The sequence below is a fragment of the Acetobacter sp. DmW_043 genome, from assembly GCF_002153485.1.
Lineage (GTDB): Bacteria > Pseudomonadota > Alphaproteobacteria > Acetobacterales > Acetobacteraceae > Acetobacter > Acetobacter thailandicus.
The window spans coordinates 94,885-113,853 of sequence record NZ_JOMN01000027.1 but is presented as its reverse complement, the minus strand read 5'-3'; the positions used below and the strand labels follow the sequence as shown (position 1 = coordinate 113,853).

Annotated in this window: 20 protein-coding genes and 1 tRNA gene; 6 read left to right on the top strand and 15 right to left on the bottom strand. The window is 48.9% G+C overall.

The window, feature by feature from the left end; translation table 11 throughout:
• Window positions 1–4 precede the first annotated feature (4 nt).
• Window positions 5–946, top strand: coding sequence for a TIM44-like domain-containing protein (locus HK11_RS08825; protein ID WP_086555044.1), 942 nt, complete (start codon window positions 5–7; stop codon window positions 944–946).
• A gap of 88 nt (window positions 947–1,034) precedes the next feature.
• On the opposite strand, the gene HK11_RS12475 is transcribed toward HK11_RS08825, so the two are convergent.
• The 7 genes from HK11_RS12475 to HK11_RS08790 all read right to left on the bottom strand — a co-directional run bounded on the left by HK11_RS12475 (window position 1,035) and on the right by HK11_RS08790 (window position 7,690).
• Window positions 1,035–1,175, bottom strand: coding sequence for a hypothetical protein (locus HK11_RS12475; RefSeq protein ID WP_198943244.1), 141 nt, complete (start codon window positions 1,173–1,175; stop codon window positions 1,035–1,037).
• Complete coding sequence (locus HK11_RS08820; protein ID WP_086554978.1) at window positions 1,172–2,137, bottom strand: heme o synthase; 966 nt, start codon at window positions 2,135–2,137, stop codon at window positions 1,172–1,174. The genes HK11_RS12475 and HK11_RS08820 overlap by 4 nt, the downstream gene beginning before the upstream one ends.
• Entirely contained in the window at window positions 2,130–3,380 is a 1,251-nt protein-coding gene (locus HK11_RS08815; protein WP_143216374.1) for a cbb3-type cytochrome c oxidase subunit I, read from the bottom strand. Before HK11_RS08815 ends, HK11_RS08820 begins: the two co-directional genes overlap by 8 nt.
• Before the next feature lie 148 nt (window positions 3,381–3,528).
• Complete coding sequence (locus HK11_RS08810; protein WP_086555043.1) at window positions 3,529–4,191, bottom strand: class I SAM-dependent methyltransferase; 663 nt, start codon at window positions 4,189–4,191, stop codon at window positions 3,529–3,531.
• Between the two features lie 439 nt (window positions 4,192–4,630).
• Window positions 4,631–5,635 carry a glutathione synthase gene (gene gshB / locus HK11_RS08800; RefSeq protein ID WP_086554975.1) on the bottom strand — a complete coding sequence of 335 codons (1,005 nt, stop codon included), beginning with the start codon at window positions 5,633–5,635 and terminating at the stop codon, window positions 4,631–4,633.
• Window positions 5,636–5,700: 65 nt separating this feature from the next.
• Entirely contained in the window at window positions 5,701–7,167 is a 1,467-nt protein-coding gene (locus HK11_RS08795) for a glycosyltransferase family 39 protein (protein WP_086554974.1), read from the bottom strand.
• Window positions 7,168–7,210: 43 nt separating this feature from the next.
• Complete coding sequence (locus HK11_RS08790) at window positions 7,211–7,690, bottom strand: Lrp/AsnC family transcriptional regulator (RefSeq protein WP_086554973.1); 480 nt, start codon at window positions 7,688–7,690, stop codon at window positions 7,211–7,213.
• 201 nt (window positions 7,691–7,891) lie between these two features.
• Between HK11_RS08790 and trxB the strand changes: the two genes are divergently transcribed.
• The 4 genes from trxB (at window position 7,892) to HK11_RS08770 (ending at window position 11,455) form a co-directional block, all read left to right on the top strand.
• On the top strand, window positions 7,892–8,845 hold the full coding sequence (trxB, locus tag HK11_RS08785) for a thioredoxin-disulfide reductase (RefSeq protein ID WP_086554972.1): 954 nt from the start codon (window positions 7,892–7,894) through the stop codon (window positions 8,843–8,845).
• 100 nt (window positions 8,846–8,945) lie between these two features.
• Window positions 8,946–9,827 (top strand): LysR family transcriptional regulator, encoded by an 882-nt coding sequence (locus tag HK11_RS08780; protein WP_086554971.1) that lies wholly within the window; start codon window positions 8,946–8,948, stop codon window positions 9,825–9,827.
• Window positions 9,828–10,502: 675 nt separating this feature from the next.
• On the top strand, window positions 10,503–10,955 hold the full coding sequence (locus tag HK11_RS08775; protein ID WP_086554970.1) for a MucR family transcriptional regulator: 453 nt from the start codon (window positions 10,503–10,505) through the stop codon (window positions 10,953–10,955).
• A 212-nt stretch (window positions 10,956–11,167) separates the two neighbouring features.
• Window positions 11,168–11,455, top strand: a complete 288-nt coding sequence (locus tag HK11_RS08770) for an integration host factor subunit beta (RefSeq protein WP_086554969.1) — start codon at window positions 11,168–11,170, stop codon at window positions 11,453–11,455.
• Between the two features lie 98 nt (window positions 11,456–11,553).
• Here the strand turns inward: HK11_RS08770 and murJ are convergent, their stop codons facing one another.
• Window positions 11,554–13,101 carry a murein biosynthesis integral membrane protein MurJ gene (gene murJ, locus HK11_RS08765; RefSeq protein ID WP_086554968.1) on the bottom strand — a complete coding sequence of 516 codons (1,548 nt, stop codon included), beginning with the start codon at window positions 13,099–13,101 and terminating at the stop codon, window positions 11,554–11,556.
• Window positions 13,102–13,247: 146 nt separating this feature from the next.
• Between murJ and HK11_RS08760 the strand changes: the two genes are divergently transcribed.
• A complete protein-coding gene (locus HK11_RS08760) occupies window positions 13,248–14,384 on the top strand; it encodes an AI-2E family transporter (RefSeq protein ID WP_086554967.1) in 1,137 nt (378 codons plus the stop codon).
• Window positions 14,385–14,437: 53 nt separating this feature from the next.
• Here HK11_RS08760 and HK11_RS08755 read toward each other — a convergent pair.
• The 7 genes from HK11_RS08755 to HK11_RS08725 form a co-directional block, all read right to left on the bottom strand.
• A tRNA-Pro gene (locus HK11_RS08755) sits at window positions 14,438–14,511 on the bottom strand.
• 49 nt (window positions 14,512–14,560) lie between these two features.
• Window positions 14,561–15,340 (bottom strand): MerR family transcriptional regulator, encoded by a 780-nt coding sequence (locus HK11_RS08750; RefSeq protein WP_086555042.1) that lies wholly within the window; start codon window positions 15,338–15,340, stop codon window positions 14,561–14,563.
• Window positions 15,333–15,653 (bottom strand): integration host factor subunit alpha, encoded by a 321-nt coding sequence (locus HK11_RS08745; RefSeq protein WP_086554966.1) that lies wholly within the window; start codon window positions 15,651–15,653, stop codon window positions 15,333–15,335. Before HK11_RS08745 ends, HK11_RS08750 begins: the two co-directional genes overlap by 8 nt.
• Before the next feature lie 71 nt (window positions 15,654–15,724).
• Window positions 15,725–16,690: a beta-ketoacyl-ACP synthase III gene (locus HK11_RS08740; RefSeq protein WP_086554965.1), complete on the bottom strand. Its 966-nt coding sequence runs from the start codon at window positions 16,688–16,690 to the stop codon at window positions 15,725–15,727.
• Window positions 16,691–16,787: 97 nt separating this feature from the next.
• Window positions 16,788–17,870, bottom strand: coding sequence for a phosphate acyltransferase PlsX (plsX, locus tag HK11_RS08735; RefSeq protein WP_086554964.1), 1,083 nt, complete (start codon window positions 17,868–17,870; stop codon window positions 16,788–16,790).
• Window positions 17,871–17,966: 96 nt separating this feature from the next.
• Entirely contained in the window at window positions 17,967–18,170 is a 204-nt protein-coding gene (rpmF, locus tag HK11_RS08730) for a 50S ribosomal protein L32 (RefSeq protein WP_025825885.1), read from the bottom strand.
• A 148-nt stretch (window positions 18,171–18,318) separates the two neighbouring features.
• Window positions 18,319–18,861, bottom strand: a complete 543-nt coding sequence (locus HK11_RS08725; protein WP_086554963.1) for a DUF177 domain-containing protein — start codon at window positions 18,859–18,861, stop codon at window positions 18,319–18,321.
• Between the last annotated feature and the right edge of the window lie 108 nt (window positions 18,862–18,969).

The following is an 18,969-nucleotide window of genomic DNA, read 5'->3' as shown; positions in this document are numbered from 1 at the left end:
TACCGTGAAAAAGCGTTACCTTACTTCTGTTCTCACTGCCATTCTGACCGTGGGCCTGCTGGGAGGGCCGCTCGCATATCATGCTGATGCCCGCCCGGGTCAGGGCAGCTCGATGGGAAGCCGTGGGAGCCGCACCTGGAGCGCCCCGCCTTCAACCCGTACATCCCCTTACACCACGTCACCCATGGAGCGTTCGGTTACACCCCGCACCCCTGGCTATAACACACAGGCACCTTTTGGTGGCAGCGCTCCTTATCAGAGTATGCGCCCGCGCCACCCCTTTATGACAGGGCTGTTTGGCGGCTTCCTGGGTGCAGGACTGTTTGGCCTGCTAAGCGGCCATGGTTTCTTTGGTGGTATTCACAGCATATTCAGCATGTTTGGTCTGATTATTCAGATCATGATTGGTGTCTGGATTGTGCGCTGGCTATGGCGCAAATTCGCTGGCAACTCAAACAACAGACCTGTCAGCGGGTTTACACCTCCGTCATCAGGTGGTTTTCCCCCTGCCTCCGCAGCACCGCAATCAGCACCGCTCGACATTGCTGGCAGTGATTATGAGGCCTTTCAGCGTATTCTGCTCGATATCCAGCAGGCCTGGAACCAGCAGAACATTATTGCCATGCAGCAGATGGCAACGCCTGAAATGGTATCTTATTTTAATCAGCAGCTTTCTGCCCTGGCCTCTCAGGGGGCACGTAACGTTGTCTCTGACGTACGCTTTATCCAGGGTGACCTGTCAGAAGCGTGGCGTGAGAACGGCATGGACTATGCCACCGTTGCAATGCGCTATAGTCTGATTGATCTGACCACAAATGCTATGGGCCAGGTTATTGAGGGCAGCTCAACTGAGCCTGTCACTGTCACTGAAGTATGGACTTTCACACGTCCGTCTCGTGGTGGCAGCTGGCTGGTCTCTGCCATTCAGCAAACCGGGCAGCGCTGAGATAGCCAGACAGCTAATACGTAAAGAAAAGGCGCCTCCGGTTTTTACCAGAGGCGCCTTTTTTAATGCACTGTCTCTGAACAATATCTCAGAGATGAATAAGCGTCAGCCCATACATAATGCCTGTAATAACAGCCATAAAAATGAACATGCCTTTAAGGCGGCCTTTCTGACGGCGGTTTTTCTCAGCCTGTTCCTGCTGGTTCAGCGCAGCTGTATCATTATTCATAAGCCAGTCCATCCCGTTACAAAGTGATCAGCCAGCAGCCCACAGAACAGCAGAAATAAGTAGAGCAATGAAAAACGAAAAGAGATCCGTGCTGCTTTATCGCCTTTGAGGCTAACACCCTGCTCATCCTGAGGTTCGAGCAATACTCTGACAGCACAGGCAACAAACCCCAGCCCCAGAACCACTGCTGTCACGGTATAAACCACACCACACAAATGCATAAACGAAGGAATAAGTGAGATACTCAGCAACACCAGAGTATAAATAAATATCTGCCAGCGTGTATGGCGTGCGCCCTTAACCACCGGCAACATTGGAATACCAGCCCGCCCGTAATCTTTGCAGGCATAGAGCGAGAGCGACCAGAAGTGAGGTGGTGTCCAGAAGAAAACAATAGCAAACAGCACAACAGGCAGAACAGTCAGGTCCCCTGTTACCGCAGCCCAGCCGATCATGGGAGGGAATGCGCCTGCAGCACCACCGATAACGATATTCTGAGGTGTCGAGCGTTTCAGCCACATCGTGTAAATGACGGCGTAAAAGAAAATAGAGAATGCAAGAATACCAGCAGCAAGAGCGTTCGTTGCTATCCACATCAGGCAGACCGAAAAGCAGGAAAGGCCGATACCGTAACTCAGCACCTCCTGCTCAGGAATACGCCCGCCAGGAATGGGACGGGTAATTGTACGCTGCATAATCGCGTCAATGTCGCGGTCATACCACATATTAATTGCACCGGCAGCGCCAGCAGCAAGACAAATGCACAGGATGGCAACAGCAGCTTCAAAAAACGAAATTTTACCAGGAGCGACAATAATGCCCGTTGCACCGGTAAACACTACCAGAGAAATAACACGCGGTTTAAGCAGTTGTACCCAGTCTTTTGCCGTTGTCCCCACACGGTCAGCACGAAACCTTATACGCTCTGGTTTTGTCGCAGCCTGTACGATTGTCTCACTCATGAATAACAGCCTCCGCTTTTTTGCTGAACGCTGATGTCAGAAAAAAACTGCTCTCATCAGCCGGCCTATTACGAACAAAGCTCAGGCCCATACAGGCAAGAAAACACAAAGCAGAAAGTGTGAAGAAGACACCGCTCCAGAGCTGACTGGCTGCGAAAAAAGCCGGCACAGCCAGAGCCATCGCGACAGACATTGTCACAAAATGCATGACAGCCAGAGAGCGCGGATACCACCGCTGACACCCCTCACCCCGCCAGAGATAAATGCCACAAAACACAGCATATAATGCGCCAGCCTGAAGAGCGGGGTGGAGACCCTCTCCCTGCATAAACTGACTGACCCAGCCGGCACCAACCAGGAGCAGAAAGCCTAGTCCCCATAAAACAGGCACTTTCAGCTCAAGCCTTACACGCCATGCTGCAACTATCCATAACCCTGCGAGCAGGATCGAGCCCAGCGTTGCGATATTAAGAACCATATCTGAAAAAGGCAGCAGATGTGTCAGAGCAGAAACATAAGCCTGCCCGGGAAAAAGAACTGACCTTACCCACAAAACAGTACTGAACATGGCGGTACCAGCCATAACAATCACAACAGAACGCAATGGAAGGCTGACAGTGCGGGCCACGGCTTCAAACACGATACCAAAACCGGAAAGAAGAATGACGACACTTAATGGCGCAGCAAAACCTGCCAGAGCTGAAAGAGAGACATTCTGCCCTTCAGGCACATAATGGCTCAGCGTGGCGGCCAGCACAGGCACTGTAAAGAGTAAAACGACAGAGGCCAGCATCTGCCCCCAGACAAAGGGAGTAAACCGCCGGCTGCCTGAAGCATCGGCACAGCTGTCAAAAATAGTTGCAAGAAGCACCATGGCACTCAGCAATGCACCAGCACACCAGGTAATCATGGCCGCTACAGTCCACGATGTGCCCACCAGCATAAGACCGGCTGCCACCATACAAAGACAGGCCACGCCGTTTAAGCGCGGAGTAACAACCTGTTTCTGCCCCAGCGCGGCGGGGAGCCAGGCCGTACCAAAACCACCCACAAGGGCAGGCACCACGACAAAGAACAACATGAGCACAGCATGATAATGCTCAAGAACATTAAGGAAGCCTGACACGGGCAGCATACCAGCCAGCTGTAGTGACGACACCCCTCCGCCTGCCAGAGCGGCGCACGCGGCCAGGAAAAAATAAAAAACTGCAATTTTATCTACAGATGCCTTACGCTGCACCATGCTTCTGCGCCCTTTAAAACTCTGAAGTTCTGCCTCTCCTTTAATCACGTTCGCCGGTCTGCTGCAAAGCAACTCCGATATGCAAAATATCCGGGGAAAGAAATTTCACAGCCGAACGTGAAGAGATACAGAAGCTTCAGTCTTCAACTCAGATATTATCCAGTGACACAAGCGTAAACAAACCAGCGGGAGGAACAGGCTGTATGTGAGCACGTACAAGGTCTTCTGCCGGGAGAAGAGATTCCATAGCAAAATCAGGATGCCAGCCCAGAGAACGGGCAGCACGGGCCATGCCCCGCTCAACAGCACCACGCAGACCAGCAGGGGCAAGAAAGTGGTTTACGAACAAAATATAACCGCCCGGTTTAACAACCCGTTTCAGCTCACGCAGTAATTTACGCGGATGGGGCACGACGGAAGCAACAAACATAGCCACAGCAATATCAAACGAATCATCTTCAAAAGATGTTTCTTCTGCGTCCATTTCAAGCAATGCATTCACATTTGCCAGCTTATCGCGCTTTGTACGCTCGCGCGCTCTCTCCAGCATATCACTTGAGAGATCGATACCCGTGATCAGCTTCTCTTTATTGTAGTGAGGCAATGCGAGCCCGGTACCAACACCCACCTCAAGCACTCTGGTGCCAGGCAGACGATTAACAGCCTCAACGGCGCGGCGACGGCCAAAACCCGATACGCCCCCGAACACTGTGTCATAAACACCGGCCCAGCGCCGGTAAGCAAGCCTGACTGCATCAGCATCAAGCGAAGAACGAGATGGTGGCGGATCATCATTATGATGCTCTGTCACATACTGAGGCGTAACCTCTCTTACGCTGGCTTCACGCCCGCCGACGCCACTTTCTTCAAAAGACACTAGTCTGCTTCCTCTTTATGATTAAACATAAGACACTTTCATTGTGTCCTGAGCGTTAAATTTATATATCTTGTCCACGTCCAGTTTAGCTGGCGCTATTACCACAAGTCGAGAAACATGATAAAATTCATTCTAATTCTGGTCGCTGTTAGCAGCTGGTCATCTATTTTCATATACTTCTGGCGCGCGCAAATTTTCGCATGGCTCGATAACCGTTTTGGGAAAACCGTAACCCCGAACCATCATATTGAAGAAACAGACGAACCAGTCGACTATGATGCCCCCCTTTTTCCGACACAGAAAAAGCCTCAGCCAGAAACGGAAAATGAGAATGACAGCTCTGCCCCACCTCCGTCCCTGCATTCGTGATCTGTTAACGCTCCCCTGATTCTGCCCCCAGCTTTGTCTCAATGCAGTCCCATATCAGCGCGGCTGCATTCACACCGTCAAAACGTGCAAGTTCCTGCAGCCCTGTAGGGGATGTAACATTAATTTCGGTAAGATAGTTACCAATAACGTCAATACCCACAAACAACAGCCCGTGCTCTTTTAAAAAAGGACCTATGGTGGAGCATATCTCACGGTCTCTTTCTGTCAGACCAATTTTATGCGCCACACCACCAACATGCATATTAGAGCGATGATCCTCTGCTGATGGCACCCGGTTGATCGCACCCACCGGCTCACCATTAACGAGAATAATACGCTTATCACCCTCTTTAACAGCGGATTCATAACGCTGAATCATCAGAGGCTCACGCGAGCGCACAAAATGCATCTCCAGCAATGCATTGAGATTCTGATCATCTTCGCGAATACGGAAAATACCACTCCCGCCGTTACCAAACAGCGGCTTAACAATGATATCGCGCCACTTTGCCCTGAAGGCACGGATTTGCCCGATATCCCAGGTGACCAGAGTCGGAGGCATCAGCTGCGGAAAATGTGTCACAAGCAGTTTTTCGGGAGAGTCTCTGACCCAGCGCGGATCATTAACGACCAGTGCCCTGCCAGGACCGGTACCGTGAACATGATCAAGTAAGTGAGTGGCCGTAATATAGGCCATATCAAAGGGAGGGTCCTGACGCATCAGGATCACATCCATGTCTCCGAGATTTCGGCGAATCGCCTCACCAAAGCTGGCGTGATTACCTTTTTCGCGTCTGAGTGTAACAGGCCGGACGGAAGCACTGACCTGCATTGCTGCTGTCCCCCGGTCTGCAACACCCTCCTCAAGAGCGAGGGTGGGCACCTCATAGACAAACAGCCGGTGCCCGCGCGCCTGGGCCTCAAGCATCAGTGCAAATGTTGAATCCCCGTTGATATCAACATGCTCCAGAGGATCCATCTGGACTGCAACATCTAATGATAAAGCCATAATACGCTATATTCCCCGTTCGTAACAAAAGAACACTCTCAAGACTAACACCTTCTGACAACCTGTCACTCAGAGACCGGCAAAACAAAACTATCGCGGGCCAGAGCGCCCCCTTCACAGTTCAGCTTTACCTTATAGACAGAATACGTATCAGCAATAACACCCTGACGCGAACGGATGATGTCTGGCAGAGATGACAGGACTGAAAAATAAGCAGGGTCGGGCTGATCATGGCGCCTGTGACTGCGTACAAGATACCCTTCCCCGCACTGTGCCTGAGGCAAACCAAAAACTGACCAGCGCGGATCAACACCGATCACCACCCTGCTGTGCGGCAGATAAAAAGCCAGTTCGGCCGCGACACTATAGTCATCAGCGATGAGAGGAGCATCTGCCGGCACGTTTTTTGCAACATGCTGCCCCCACTCACGCCACCCGCCCATTTGCCTCAAGGTCACATCCGCGTGTGGTGACAGTCTGAAAGGCGAAAAAAAGGCCTGAAGCAGAATACAAAGCGTCAACGCTCCACCTGTTGCTGCCGCTGCTTTCCACCAGCGCCATACTGGCAACGTGCCGGCAAGACAGAAAAGAGGATAAAGCACGACAGGCCAGTTAGCCTGTACCCGTGCACCAAGCGCGTGCTGCACGAACACGCATAATGGCACCGCAAGCATAAAAACCCACAAACGCGACAGAGCATCTTTCTGCCTGATAAGCAGCCAGGCGCCATAAGCAAAAAAAAGAAAAATAAGAGGAGAAGCCAGCCCGACCTGCCCGCCAGCTAACTCACCTGAATAAGTCAGCATTTTTGCAGGCTGCCAGTCCCCGGTGCGTCCGCCCTGTCTTATGAAGCTTACCCAGTGATGGGTCATGTTCCACCACACAACAGGGCTGATTAATACAGCAGCAAACAGGCCACCAGCCCAGGGCCATACAGACCTGAGCCACTGACGCCCGGATTGTGTAACAAACAGCCAGATTACAAGCCCTGCAACAGGCAGTACCGCTGTGTATTTACTGTCAAAGCTTAACCCTGCACTAAGACCCGCAACGAGCCACCATCTCCCCTGCCCAGTGGCAAACAAGCGTGTCACAGACCAGATCATTACCGTAATAAAAAATAAAAGCGGCGTGTCGGGGGTCATCAGAATAGTGCCTACACCCAGAGCAACCGTCCCGTTTAGCAAACACGCAGCACACAAAGCTGCCCTGCAGGCCTGCTGCGGTGAACCACCCCGAAAATAAACCCATCCCTCAGCAGACCTAGCGAGCAGCACCGTACCAGCAGCGGCAGACACAGCCCCCATAAAACGCACACCACAGGCGTTATCACCCAGAAGCATCATACCCGCACGAATGAACAGGGCGACCATGGGCGGATGGTCAAAATACCCTGCGGCAGGAAGGAGAGCCCATAGCCTGTAATAGGATTCATCAGGTGTAAGCGGCAAAAAAGCTGCAATAACCAGACGAAACAACGTCAGGCATATGAGTGCCACAGCCCATTTATGCCACCAGATTCTGCTACGCACAGACCTTATGCTCCTTAGCAAAAATATTTATGAGGCATAGCCGCTACGCTTTTCCCGGGGCTGAGGCAAAAGGCACGCCGCATCTGTCAAGGCTCGTACGAATCGTTTGCAGAGTTTGCACACGAATAACATGCGGGGCTTCGGTCAGCCTGCCGGTCAGAACATTTTCATGAGCGGCATCACGAGCAATCAGACGCACCATAAAATCGCCACCGCCTCGTATCATGTGACACTCACGGACCTCTGGCCAGCTGGCCATTTCCTGCTCAAAAGCAGATAAAACCACTTCTTTCTGACTATCCAGACCTATCAGGGCAAAAAAAGTAATCGGCCAGCCCAGCATCACCAGGTCAGTCTGTGCGTGATAGCCACTGATAACACCCAGCTCCTCCAGACGTCTGACACGACGCAGACACGGGGGCGCTGAAATACCCACACGGCGGGCCAGATCAATATTTGTTATACGTCCATCCTGCTGCAATGCGGCAACGATGAGCAGATCAACCGGATCGAGTTCGACCACCTGGCCCCTTCCATTCTGTAACTGTTGTTTTTACAAACATCATCCAACCAAGACTATATCTCATGCGCTAAAACGATACCTGAACACAAGCGGCCTGTTTTACGACAAACTTTCACACACCATATTGTCTGAATGTTCTTTCTTCTTCAGAACCGTATCCACTCTGATTTTTTACCTGCTCACTGAAAGGTCTGCTTCCTTATGTCTGAAACAATAACCACTGATCTACTGGTAATTGGTGCTGGCCCTGCCGGTTATACCGCAGCCATTTATGCCGCACGCGCCAGCCTGAATCCTGTTCTGGTTGCTGGCCTTCAGCCAGGAGGTCAGCTCATGATTACAACTGATGTTGAAAACTACCCTGGCTTTGCTGAAGCTGTTCAGGGTCCATGGCTGATGCAGCAGATGGAAGCTCAGGCTGCAAATGTTGGCGTAAAGATTGAGCATGATCTGATTACATCTGTTGATTTTAAATCCGGCTCGCCTTTTCACATGGTCGGAGATTCAGGCACCCGTTACATTGCCCGCTCCGTTATCATTGCTACAGGCGCTCAGGCGAAATGGCTTGGTCTGCCCAGCGAGAAAAAATTACAGGGAGCCGGCGTTTCAGCCTGCGCAACCTGTGATGGCTTTTTCTATCGTGGCAAAAAAGTTGCTGTCGTAGGTGGTGGTAATACTGCCGTTGAAGAAGCACTCTATCTCACGCACCACGCTGCGCATGTCACTCTCATCCATCGTCGTGACACCCTGCGCGCCGAAAAAATTCTTCAGGATCGCCTGTTTAAGCACCCTAAAGTTTCCGTTCTGTGGAACTCTGAGGTTGAAGAAATTGAAGCCAGCGGCACACCTGCCGTCGTTTCAGCCGTCAAACTGCGTAATACACAGACAAATGCAACAGAAACACTTGCTGTAGACGGTGTATTTATTGCTATTGGTCATGCCCCGACGACGTCTGTATTTAAAGATCAGCTTAAACTGGATGCTGAAGGCTATATTGAAACGACTCCTGGCACGACCCGCACCTCGGTCCCCGGTGTTTTTGCCGCAGGCGATGTTCAGGATAAAGTGTACCGCCAGGCTGTTACTGCTGCGGGAACAGGCTGCATGGCCGCTCTGGATGCGGAACGTTATCTTGCAGAAATATCTGTTTTATAATTCAAACCTCTCTTGACCCGAAAGAGCAATTACTGCACCTAGAGACCCACGAGGTATGTATTTACCTCGTGTGTTTTTAATATCATTGCAGGAGGCATGCGTGGACTGGGATAAGCTCAGAATTTTCCATGCGGTAGCCGAAGCCGGTTCTTTCACCCATGCGGGTGATGTTCTGAACCTTAGTCAGTCAGCGGTTTCGCGCCAGATTTCAGCACTTGAAGACGTCCTGCAGGTTCCTCTTTTTCATCGCCATGCACGCGGCCTCATCCTGACAGAACAGGGTGAAACACTGCACAAAACAGTGCGAGATGTCTTTTCAAAACTTGAAATGACACAGGCTTTGCTAACAGAAAGCAAAGAAAAAGCCGCCGGACGCCTCCGAATTACGACGACAACAGGTTTTGGCACCTGCTGGCTTATGCCCAGACTGCAAAAATTTATGTCGGCAAACCCCGAGATAGATATCTGCCTGATACTGGAAGATAACGACCTCGACCTGGGCATGCGGGAAGCTGATGTGGCCGTGCGTATGCACGCTCCGCGACAGCCTGACCTGATACAGCGCCATCTTGCTGATTTTCATCTGCCTGTTTTTGCCGCTCCGGAATATATTGAAAAATACGGAGAGCCAAAAACGCTTGATGAGCTTGTTGATCATCAGATTGTTGCTTTTGGTGAGCACCATCCACCGGTTGCTGATATTAACTGGCTCACCACATATCTGGAAACAAAAGGGCTTAAAAAGTCAGCTCGCCTGGAAGTGAACAGCATGGCCACAATGGCCTCAGCCATTGCTTCTGGCCTGGGTATTGGATCTATTCCAACCTATGCTGCAAAAGAATTTCCAAATCTGGTACAAATTCTTAAAGACATTCCATCTCCGACGGCCAACGCTTATTTTGTCTATCCTGAAGAACTGAGAAGTTCAAAACGCGTCGCTGTATTTCGTGACTTTCTTATGAGTGAACTTGGCATTCGCTGATCTGAAAATAGTATTCCGCATCAGCTTTGCTTACAGCAACCGTGCGGAATACATCACATTTAAAAAATCCCATTGTCAGTAAAAATCCTGTTTTTTCTGAAGAAGAAAATTTTTCAGAAAAACTGCGCAATCGTGACGACAGGTTACGTTAAATACGTCCGTCTTTAAAATGTGTACCTGCGAAAACAGGCTACAAACTTATCATTAAGACGATGATACCATTATGGCAGCCAAATGCTCATGACGATCTGGCATGACCACCCGATAAAAGGCACCCATAAGTTCCGAATTTTCACGACATGGAAGATTAAATTCCCACAATAATAAAATTTTATTAATAAATACCTTTAAAAGGCATTTTTTATATAGTCTGCAACAAAGGAACGTAAAAAATTCTTTGTCAAACCATATGTATAATATAAAACAGATACAAATAAAAAAATAAAAATAAATTAAGTTTGCGGCTGCTTATACTTAAAATATACACAAAAGAAATATTAATATTTTTTTATTAAATTTTATTTATTCAAATAAAATATTCAAGAAAACTCCCCGGTTTTTGCTAAAAAAAAATGTATTCGCTGCTTCATCTTCTGATTTTTTCTATTCACAAGAAAAAATAGATTCGATATACACTCGTTTCTATATTCACCTCATACAGTATACGGATTGACCATGTCAGAAACTCAAACTTACCCGGTTATTCTTGACCTTGTTGCAGAGATTGTTTCTGCACAGCTTTCAAATAATCAGACAGATCCTGCGACCATCCCTGCTTTAATTAAAGATGTGTATCAGGCTCTGAAAACAGCTGACCAGCAGCAGCCTGAGCCAGAAAAGCTGCAGCCTGCAGTTCCTATCAAACGCTCTGTTTTCCCTGACTACATTGTTTGCCTGGAAGACGGTAAAAAACTGAAAATGCTCAAGCGCCACCTGCAGAGCGCCTACAACATGACACCAGAGCAGTACAGAGAGCGCTGGAACCTGCCAACAGACTACCCTATGGTTGCTCCTAATTACGCAGAGCGTCGTTCAACACTGGCTCGTGAAATTGGCCTTGGCCGTAAAATCCACGCGACGACAGAAGGCGAAGACAGCGCAGCACGTGCACGTCGCGCTAAAAAATAAAATCTTAAATCTGCCCGAAATATATCTTATTTTTTTATATATTTTGGGCAGACGTTTATTGTTCTTTTGATTTTATACAAAGAATACTGTAACAAAGCGCTGTAATGTGCAGCGCGAACACTAAGTAATGTTAAGTTTTTCTTTCATTTCTTTAGAATTCCCTGCTCATACGGCGCTTTTGCATAGGATTAAGTGAACTCCGAAGGTTAAATATGACAAGATCTGAACTAATTAACGCTCTGATGAGAAAAAATCCGCATCTGCCGGTCAAAAGTATTACTCTGATTGTTAATGCGGTCTTCGGGTCTATAGCGAAAAGCCTGTCTGAAGGTAATCGCGTTGAACTGCGCGGGTTCGGAACATTTTCCTTTAAAACACGCGCACCAAGAGTCGGAAGAAACCCAAAAACCGGCGCACAGGTGCAGGTCGCTGAAAAATCCATTCCCTTTTTCAAAACCGGGAAGGAACTTCATATCAGAATTAATAAGGATCGCTCCTGATACCCCTATCATCCGGCAGAGTAATTATCCTTTAATAAAGTAAAAATACTCTGCAAGATTCTCAAATAAAAGCCGGACTCTTACTATTCCCGACTTAATTAACTCTTCATACTGACTCTCCGACGTACAGATGTTAAAATACTGGCAAAATCAGCCAGTTTGAAGAAATGCAGAAATATCGCGTAAATAACAGACCCAAGGCTGACCATGCCACATAGCCAGATTACCCTGGTCAGAAACATTGATGGAAAATGCAACAAAGAAGACGCGCACACTAGCCCGGCAGCCATACCCGCAGCTGAAACGCAGGCAAGAAGCGACGTTCTCTTTGTCTGAAAATCCAGAGTCAGCGCACCACGTTTTTTAAGAAAAAAAGCCAGAAGAGATACATTGAGAAAAGCTGCAAGACTACTGGCGAGTGGCGGCCCCATATAAACAAGAGGTTTCATTAATAGCAGATTAAAAATTAAATTAATAACCAGGACCAGAACACCAATATACACAGGCGTTTTTGTATCGCCTCTCGCAAAAAATGCCGGAGACAATACTTTGACCATTACGAACGCAGGCAACCCGATAGCATAGGCACATAAGGCCCGTGCTGAGCGCAGGGCATCCTGATCGGTAAAAGCACCATGACTAAACAAAACGATCATAATAGGCCCAGACAACACCAGAAGCCCCGCCACGGAAGGTAATGTCAGCAACAAAACATAACTCAGCGAACGGTTTTGTGCATGATGCGCTTTAGCATGCTCTCCGGCAGCAAGATGTCGCGTCAGAACAGGCAGAAGCGTCGTACCCGCTGCCGCACCTAAAACACCAAGCGGCAGCTGATTGATACGATCTGCAAAATACATAAGCGAGACACTACCGGAAGGCAGAAGCGTCGCAATAATCGTATCAATTGTAAGATTAATCTGCCCGACACCACTTCCGACCAGGCCAGGCACCATACGCCTGATAAGCAGTCGCATACGCGCCGTCATACGGGGCATAAGTGGCCACAACCCGCACCCAGCCTTATGACAGGCCCACAACAGCAAACCAAGCTGCACGACACCAGAAGCTGTAACGCCCCAGGCCGCAGCATATGCAACATTTGGCATAAACGGCGATACAAAAATTATCGCGACAATACCTACGAGGTTGAATGTAACATAGGCTGCTGCGGCAACGCTAAATTTATGTAAACTATTGAGAACACCGGCAACCAGAGCCGCAGCACAAATAAGAACAAGATAAGGAAAAGTAATACGGCTCAGTGCAATACCAAGGTCGTAACGGTAGCCATCCGTCACGAAGCCGGGTGCTATAATACGCACCACTTCAGGCATAAAAATTTCGCCAAGAATACATAAAAAACATAACCAGACGAGCATACCCCCAAGTGCACGACGCGCGAATTCACGTGCCTCCACAGGGCCTTCTCGGGTCAGAACTGATGAGAAAAGCGGAACAAAGGCAGCATTAAAAGCCCCTTCACCAAAAAGTCGCCTGAACATATTCGGTAAGCGAAAAGCCACCTGATATGCATCCTGCAATGGGCCCACACCCATAAATGCAGCAAGCAGCTGATCCCGAACCAGACCAAGAATGCGACTTAGCATTGTCCAGCCACCAACAGTCAAAAGATTTTTCAGCATAAACCCTGTTTCTCAGACATCTTAAGGAGAGGCGATTAATTAATTTATTCTCTGTGAATAACGCCTGAGTGACATTATACACTCATTCTGGCACCGTGAAGGCCAGACAGAGGTCTATCGAAGCAAGACAGGGAGTTTCTTAGGTAATGTCCGACAACAAGCCCGGTGGTGCTCCGACAACAAGACTTCAAAGCTGTACTTTTAATAAACAAAGCCACCGGTCAAAAAGAGGGCAGGAAATTGCACGTGCCTGCCTGACATTGTTTATTATTGTTGCTGCGTTGTGTACAATTCAAAGTTTTCTGCCCTCACTGATATGGGGGAGCGTCTTTGCAATAGCAACGTGGCCTCTTTATACACGCGTCAGATCTTTATGTCCTCAAAGCCTTAGATCTGTCATTCTTCCCTTAGTCTTTACTATAGTTATTGCGCTTATTTTTATTATTCCTTTCCTGCTTATTACACTAAAAGCTGTCAAAGAAGCTCAAAGTGCTCTGGCATGGTTTGAAGCGGCAAGAAACTCAGGAATACCATTTCCTCAGGCACTGTCACATTTGCCCTATGGTGAGAAATACCTGGCACCATGGTGGCATAACCATCTGAGTGATCCGCAAAACGTTGCAGACTTTGCTTACTCTCTCAACAGTAAAGGAATGGCAGTAACCAAAGCGCTTGGTGCACAGGTAGCGCATCGTGGAACATTATTCTGCTTTTCTATTTTAACGCTGTTTTTTTTATATAAGGACGGCAATGCCGTCATTCATCAGTGCCGCATTGCTTCACGTCGTGCTTTTGGCCGGCGCGGTGAAATTATTGCCCGGCAGATTGTCGCCTCAGTTCATGGCACTGTTCAGGGGCTGGTGCTGGTTGGCATGGCTGAAGGTGCATTCATGGGCGTTATATATTATTTATGCGGCGCTCCACACTCTGCCCTCTTTGGTGTCATTACAGCCGTTGCTGCAATGCTACCCTTCTGCGCCGCTGTTGCAATCGGCTTAGTCTCTCTTATTCTGCTTAGCAAAGGGGCTGCACTGGCTGGTATTATCACCTTTTGTATGGGCTTACTGGTGATTTTTGTAGCGGACCACTTTGTCAGACCCTTCCTTATTGGAGGAACCACAAAACTACATTTCCTGTGGGTTCTTCTGGGAATCCTGGGAGGTGCCGAAACGTGGGGGCTGCTTGGTCTGTTTGCCGGTCCCGCAGTAATGGCAGCACTCGACCTGGTATGGAGGCGCTGGTCGATGAGCAGCTCTCGCTCAAAGAAACATAATCATTTTTAATAAAGAGAATTTAAGGTGCTTTTTACGCACCTTATAAACCGGGAAAACGGATATCGGGCAGGCGGGATTCGAACCCACGACCCCCAGTCCCCCAGACTGATGCGCTACCAGACTGCGCTACTGCCCGTTTCCCGGTGAAAGAGTGTTTAGCAGCCTCTGCACAGAGACACAAGCAACTACAGATACTTTTCCTGCAAAAAAATATCTCTCATCGCCTCAAGTTCGAAAAGCAAACTAGTCAGCTCATGTTTAACGCGCTCATTCACCCGACGTAGCTCTCTGTTTATGTCATCAGAATGATCAGAAACACTCGCATTATCTACATGTGAGAACGATTCACCTTCTGAAAACTGAGAGGCTCCAGCTTCATCAGACATATGATCTTCAGCAGCAAGCCCCTTATGCCAGACTGACACGCCGCCAGAGAGTGATGAATGTGCTGTGTGCTCTGCATCCGTCATGACAGGAGCTGTTCTGGCAACCTCAGAAACTTCTCTGGATACAGCAGCGGCTTGCTCTTTATCTGTTTTTTCTGTCGTTTCAGAAGAAACAATTGTTTCCTGCATTGCAGCATCAGAAGACGTAACAGGATCATTCTCTGCTGACTGAGAAATATTGCTGCCCGCAGCTTCAGGCTGGCTCTGAGCAGAGACCTTAGCCTCTTCCTCTGCCAGGATGCGCTGGACTGCTTTGACAGTATGGCCATCCCGATAAAGAAGCTGTGAAATATAACGCAGGAGCTCAAGATCCTGCTTACTGTAATAACGACGGCCACCAAGCCGTTTTAACGGCCTGACCTGCTCAAAACGAGTTTCCCAGAAACGAAGAACGTGCTGAGGCACATGAATTTCGTCAGCTACTTCACTGATAGTCGAAAACTCACCGCCTGCTTCAAATTCACTCTCTAAAAAATTTTCAGAATCCGATACAGAAGGCAGCTGGTTTTCGTCAGTCATGAGCATCTTCCGCAAAGTTCACCTCTGCCTCATGATTAACCTGAGCACGAAGAAGCTGACTGGACCGGAAAACAAGAACAGAGCGAGGAAGAATAGGCACCTCCTCCCCTGTCTTAGGATTACGTCCGCTTCTCTGGCCTTTTTGTCGCACAGAGAATGTACCGAATCCGCTAATTTTAACACTTTCGCCCTGCTCAAGTGCAGAGGCTACTGTTTCGAGAACATCTTCAAGCACGGCAGCTGAGTCTCTGCGAGACAAACCGGCTTCCTGACAAATGTTTTCAACAAGAGAGGCGCGTGTAATTGTTTCCATAAGTATAGATTAACATATTACCAGGAAACGTCAATTACTCTGTGGTATCTGCCTCTCTTTTTATCTGAAAATTACATACGCGCCAAAGCAGAGCCCCACGTTAAACCACCACCAAGGGCTTCCATCAGAACAAGTTCACCCTTTTTAATACGTCCGTCACGTACAGCCTCATTTAACGCAAGAGGAATCGACGCAGCAGAAGTATTAGCGTGCCTGTCAACTGTCACGACAACCTGTTCAGGATTTAGTCCTAATTTTTTGCCAACACCCTCAATAATGCGGATATTCGCCTGATGCGGAACTAACCATGCAACATCGCTGTAAGAAAGACCTTCGCTCTCAAGCGCTTCATCAACAGAAGAGGAGAGCTTAGCAACAGCATGCCTGAAAACATCCCGTCCGCTCATCTTCAGGTGCCCACTCATATGCGGCCGCCCTACAGCACCATCGACATAAAGAAGGTCACCCTCTGCACCATCTGAGTGAAGATGCGTCGACAGAATACCTGACTCGCCAGGCGCGTCAGTGCCGGAGACAAGCACCGCACCGGCACCATCACCAAACAGCACACAGGTTGTCCGGTCGGACCAGTCAACAATACGGGAATACACTTCGCTGCCAATAACGAGCACATTACGTGCCTGACCTGAGCGGATAAAAGAGTTTGCCATAGCAAGAGCGTAGACAAAGCCTGAACATGCTGCCGCTATATCAAAGGCGAAGCCCTGCTTCATGCCCAATGCAGCCTGAACCCTGACCGCAGTAGCAGGAAAAGCCTGATCTGGCGTTGACGTTGCCACAATTACAGCGTCAACCTCTGAAGCTGACATACCGGCATAGGCCAGTGCAGCCTCAGCAGCGCTGGTTGCCATGCTGGCCGCTGTATCATCAGGCCCGGCTATGTGACGGCGTTTAATACCAGTGCGTGTGGTAATCCACTCATCTGAAGTATTTAATTTTACAGCCAGTTCATCGTTAGTGAGGACACGTTCTGGAAGAAAGCCCCCAAAACCAACCAGGAGCGCGCGTTTTGCCATTTCTGCCTTCTACTCACCGGCACTGTTTTATTGTCTGCAACGACCGGGCTATATTCATTATCATTCAGGTGTCATTAAAATTAAAATAAACAGCCTTCTAAGACTCATGAGACTGTCGTTGTGCCATAAGAGCCGTCATATGCTCCAGGCGTTCACGAATACTTGCATTAAAATTATGCGTAACCATGTCCATCGCGACATCAACCGCACAGGCGAATCCTTCAGCATCTGTGCCGCCATGAGATTTAACGACAACGCCGTTAAGACCCACAAAAACTGCGCCGTTATAACGACGCGGATCGAGCCATTCTTTCATACGCTCAAGACCGGGCCTTACCAGAAGATACCCAAGCCTGGAAATAAGATTGCGGTTAAACACCTGGCGCAACAAAGCCGTTGCCATTTTCATGACACCTTCGCCGGCTTTCAGGGCAACATTACCGCTGAAGCCGTCGGTCACAACGACGTCAACTTTACCAGATGTAAAATCATACCCCTCAACAAAACCAGCGAACTGATCAGCGAGAGGGCTTTCACGCAGCACCTCAGAGGCAATACGAAGTTTCTCATCGCCCTTCTGATCTTCTGACCCTACGTTCAGAAGGCCTATACGCGGCGCGGGAAGACCGAGAACTGTTTTAGCAAAAATATCGCCCATTACGGCAAATTCGACCAGGTTACGCCAGTCACAGCTAACGTTGGCACCCAAATCAAGCGCGACAAGGTCACCCTTAACCGTCGGGCTCACAGCCGCCATTGCCGGACGGGAAACACCAGGCATCGTTTTTACAACAATTTTTGCCAGTGCAAGCATCGCACCACTGTTACCAGCGGAGACCACCCCTTTAGCCTGACCATTTGCGACTACATCCATCCCCAGACGGAGAGAAGATTGCCGCAGACGCAAAGCCGCAGTCGGCTTCATATCCATGGGCACAGACTGCTCTGTATGCAAAATCGTACAGATTGCCGCAGCCTTAGGGTTAGCAGCCAGTAAAGGAAGCAGCTTAGATTCGTCACCAATCAGCAATATCCGCATATTACGGTGACGATCGGCAGCGATATTGAGACCAGCAACCACGACTTCAGGACCTTTATCTCCCCCCATCCCGTCAATAGCCAGACTGTACACCTGACTGTCTTCGGGGGAATCAATCCCTGAATTTTCCTGTCCGCTCATACCGGTCCCTTTATCATAGTCGAGAAATCTACCCCCGCCATGTTTTGCTGCATCTCTTCGCACCAGAACAGGAAGGGGAAAAACACCTGACTAAAATCAGGCACGCACAGCAACTTTAAGTGCTTTTCCTGCTGCAATAACTTCACGACCATCGTAATGGCCACAATGACTGCAGATATTATGAGGGCGTTTCAGTTCGCCACAGTTTGAGCATTCTGCATGAGCTTCAACACGCAGTGCCTGATGACTACGACGCATACCACGACGTGATGGCGAGGTTTTTCTTTTAGGTACAGCCATTTCCCGGCTCTCTCCAGATATTTCTTTTTAAACACCTGCAACGGGGTTAACCGTGCAGCACACAAAGCAGGCCATTAGCCAGACCGATGGGGCGCTGTAGCAGACAGCTTGTCATTTCGCAAGCTTCAGCTGGCTTTCGCCTGTATATTCACTTCTTTTTCTGTCGCAATTCCTGTAACGCTGCGAACGGATTAATACGCTTCTCTGATACGGGTGCTGCCTGCACTTCCTCCTCCGGTATAATTTCTTCCGGAAGAACACTATCCGGCTTATGCGGATAAGCAGGAAGTTCAAGTGCAAACTGCTCTATAGTAGCCTCACCGAGGTCAATATTATTTCCTGTATAGGGAATTTCGTCTTCAACATCCAGTTCCAGCGCCGAACTTTCAGTAAAAAATTCTTCCGGAACAAATTTTATATTAAATGATGCTGTCAGTACATCTTCAAACGGTTCAAGTGTAACAACGCAGACATGCTGAAATTTAGCTGCCAGAGCACCCTGGGCCACAACATTGTTCTGGTCAGACGACACCAGGTTATACCTGCAGCGCAACATCGTTACATCAGGCAGGTTCAGACGTCTGGCTATAAGCCTGCATTCATCCGCCGTTGCTTCAACTGTAATTTTCAGCCCGTTACTACCGATTCGATTAACAGCGATATGCCGTGAAAATTCAGATTTTGGAGTCACAAAATAATCTCCTGCTTCCTTACCTGATCAGCCCCCTGCTGTTACAGCAACAGGCAGCACAACCAGAAATAGATCCCGATTATTTTATATTACTGCATTCCACCCGGC

Excerpts from the sequence above, each read along its gene's own strand:
- HK11_RS12475 (WP_198943244.1), bottom strand. The coding sequence starts at position 1,175 with ATGAATAATGATACAGCTGCGCTGAACCAGCAGGAACAGGCTGAGAAA.
- HK11_RS08820 (WP_086554978.1), bottom strand. The coding sequence starts at position 2,137 with ATGAGTGAGACAATCGTACAGGCTGCGACAAAACCAGAGCGTATAAGG.
- HK11_RS08815 (WP_143216374.1), bottom strand. The coding sequence starts at position 3,380 with ATGGTGCAGCGTAAGGCATCTGTAGATAAAATTGCAGTTTTTTATTTT.
- gshB (WP_086554975.1), bottom strand. The coding sequence starts at position 5,635 with ATGGCTTTATCATTAGATGTTGCAGTCCAGATGGATCCTCTGGAGCAT.
- trxB (WP_086554972.1), top strand. The coding sequence starts at position 7,892 with ATGTCTGAAACAATAACCACTGATCTACTGGTAATTGGTGCTGGCCCT.
- HK11_RS08775 (WP_086554970.1), top strand. The coding sequence starts at position 10,503 with ATGTCAGAAACTCAAACTTACCCGGTTATTCTTGACCTTGTTGCAGAG.
- HK11_RS08770 (WP_086554969.1), top strand. The coding sequence starts at position 11,168 with ATGACAAGATCTGAACTAATTAACGCTCTGATGAGAAAAAATCCGCAT.
- murJ (WP_086554968.1), bottom strand. The coding sequence starts at position 13,101 with ATGCTGAAAAATCTTTTGACTGTTGGTGGCTGGACAATGCTAAGTCGC.
- HK11_RS08760 (WP_086554967.1), top strand. The coding sequence starts at position 13,248 with ATGTCCGACAACAAGCCCGGTGGTGCTCCGACAACAAGACTTCAAAGC.
- HK11_RS08750 (WP_086555042.1), bottom strand. The coding sequence starts at position 15,340 with ATGACTGACGAAAACCAGCTGCCTTCTGTATCGGATTCTGAAAATTTT.
- HK11_RS08745 (WP_086554966.1), bottom strand. The coding sequence starts at position 15,653 with ATGGAAACAATTACACGCGCCTCTCTTGTTGAAAACATTTGTCAGGAA.
- HK11_RS08740 (WP_086554965.1), bottom strand. The coding sequence starts at position 16,690 with ATGGCAAAACGCGCGCTCCTGGTTGGTTTTGGGGGCTTTCTTCCAGAA.
- plsX (WP_086554964.1), bottom strand. The coding sequence starts at position 17,870 with ATGAGCGGACAGGAAAATTCAGGGATTGATTCCCCCGAAGACAGTCAG.
- rpmF (WP_025825885.1), bottom strand. The coding sequence starts at position 18,170 with ATGGCTGTACCTAAAAGAAAAACCTCGCCATCACGTCGTGGTATGCGT.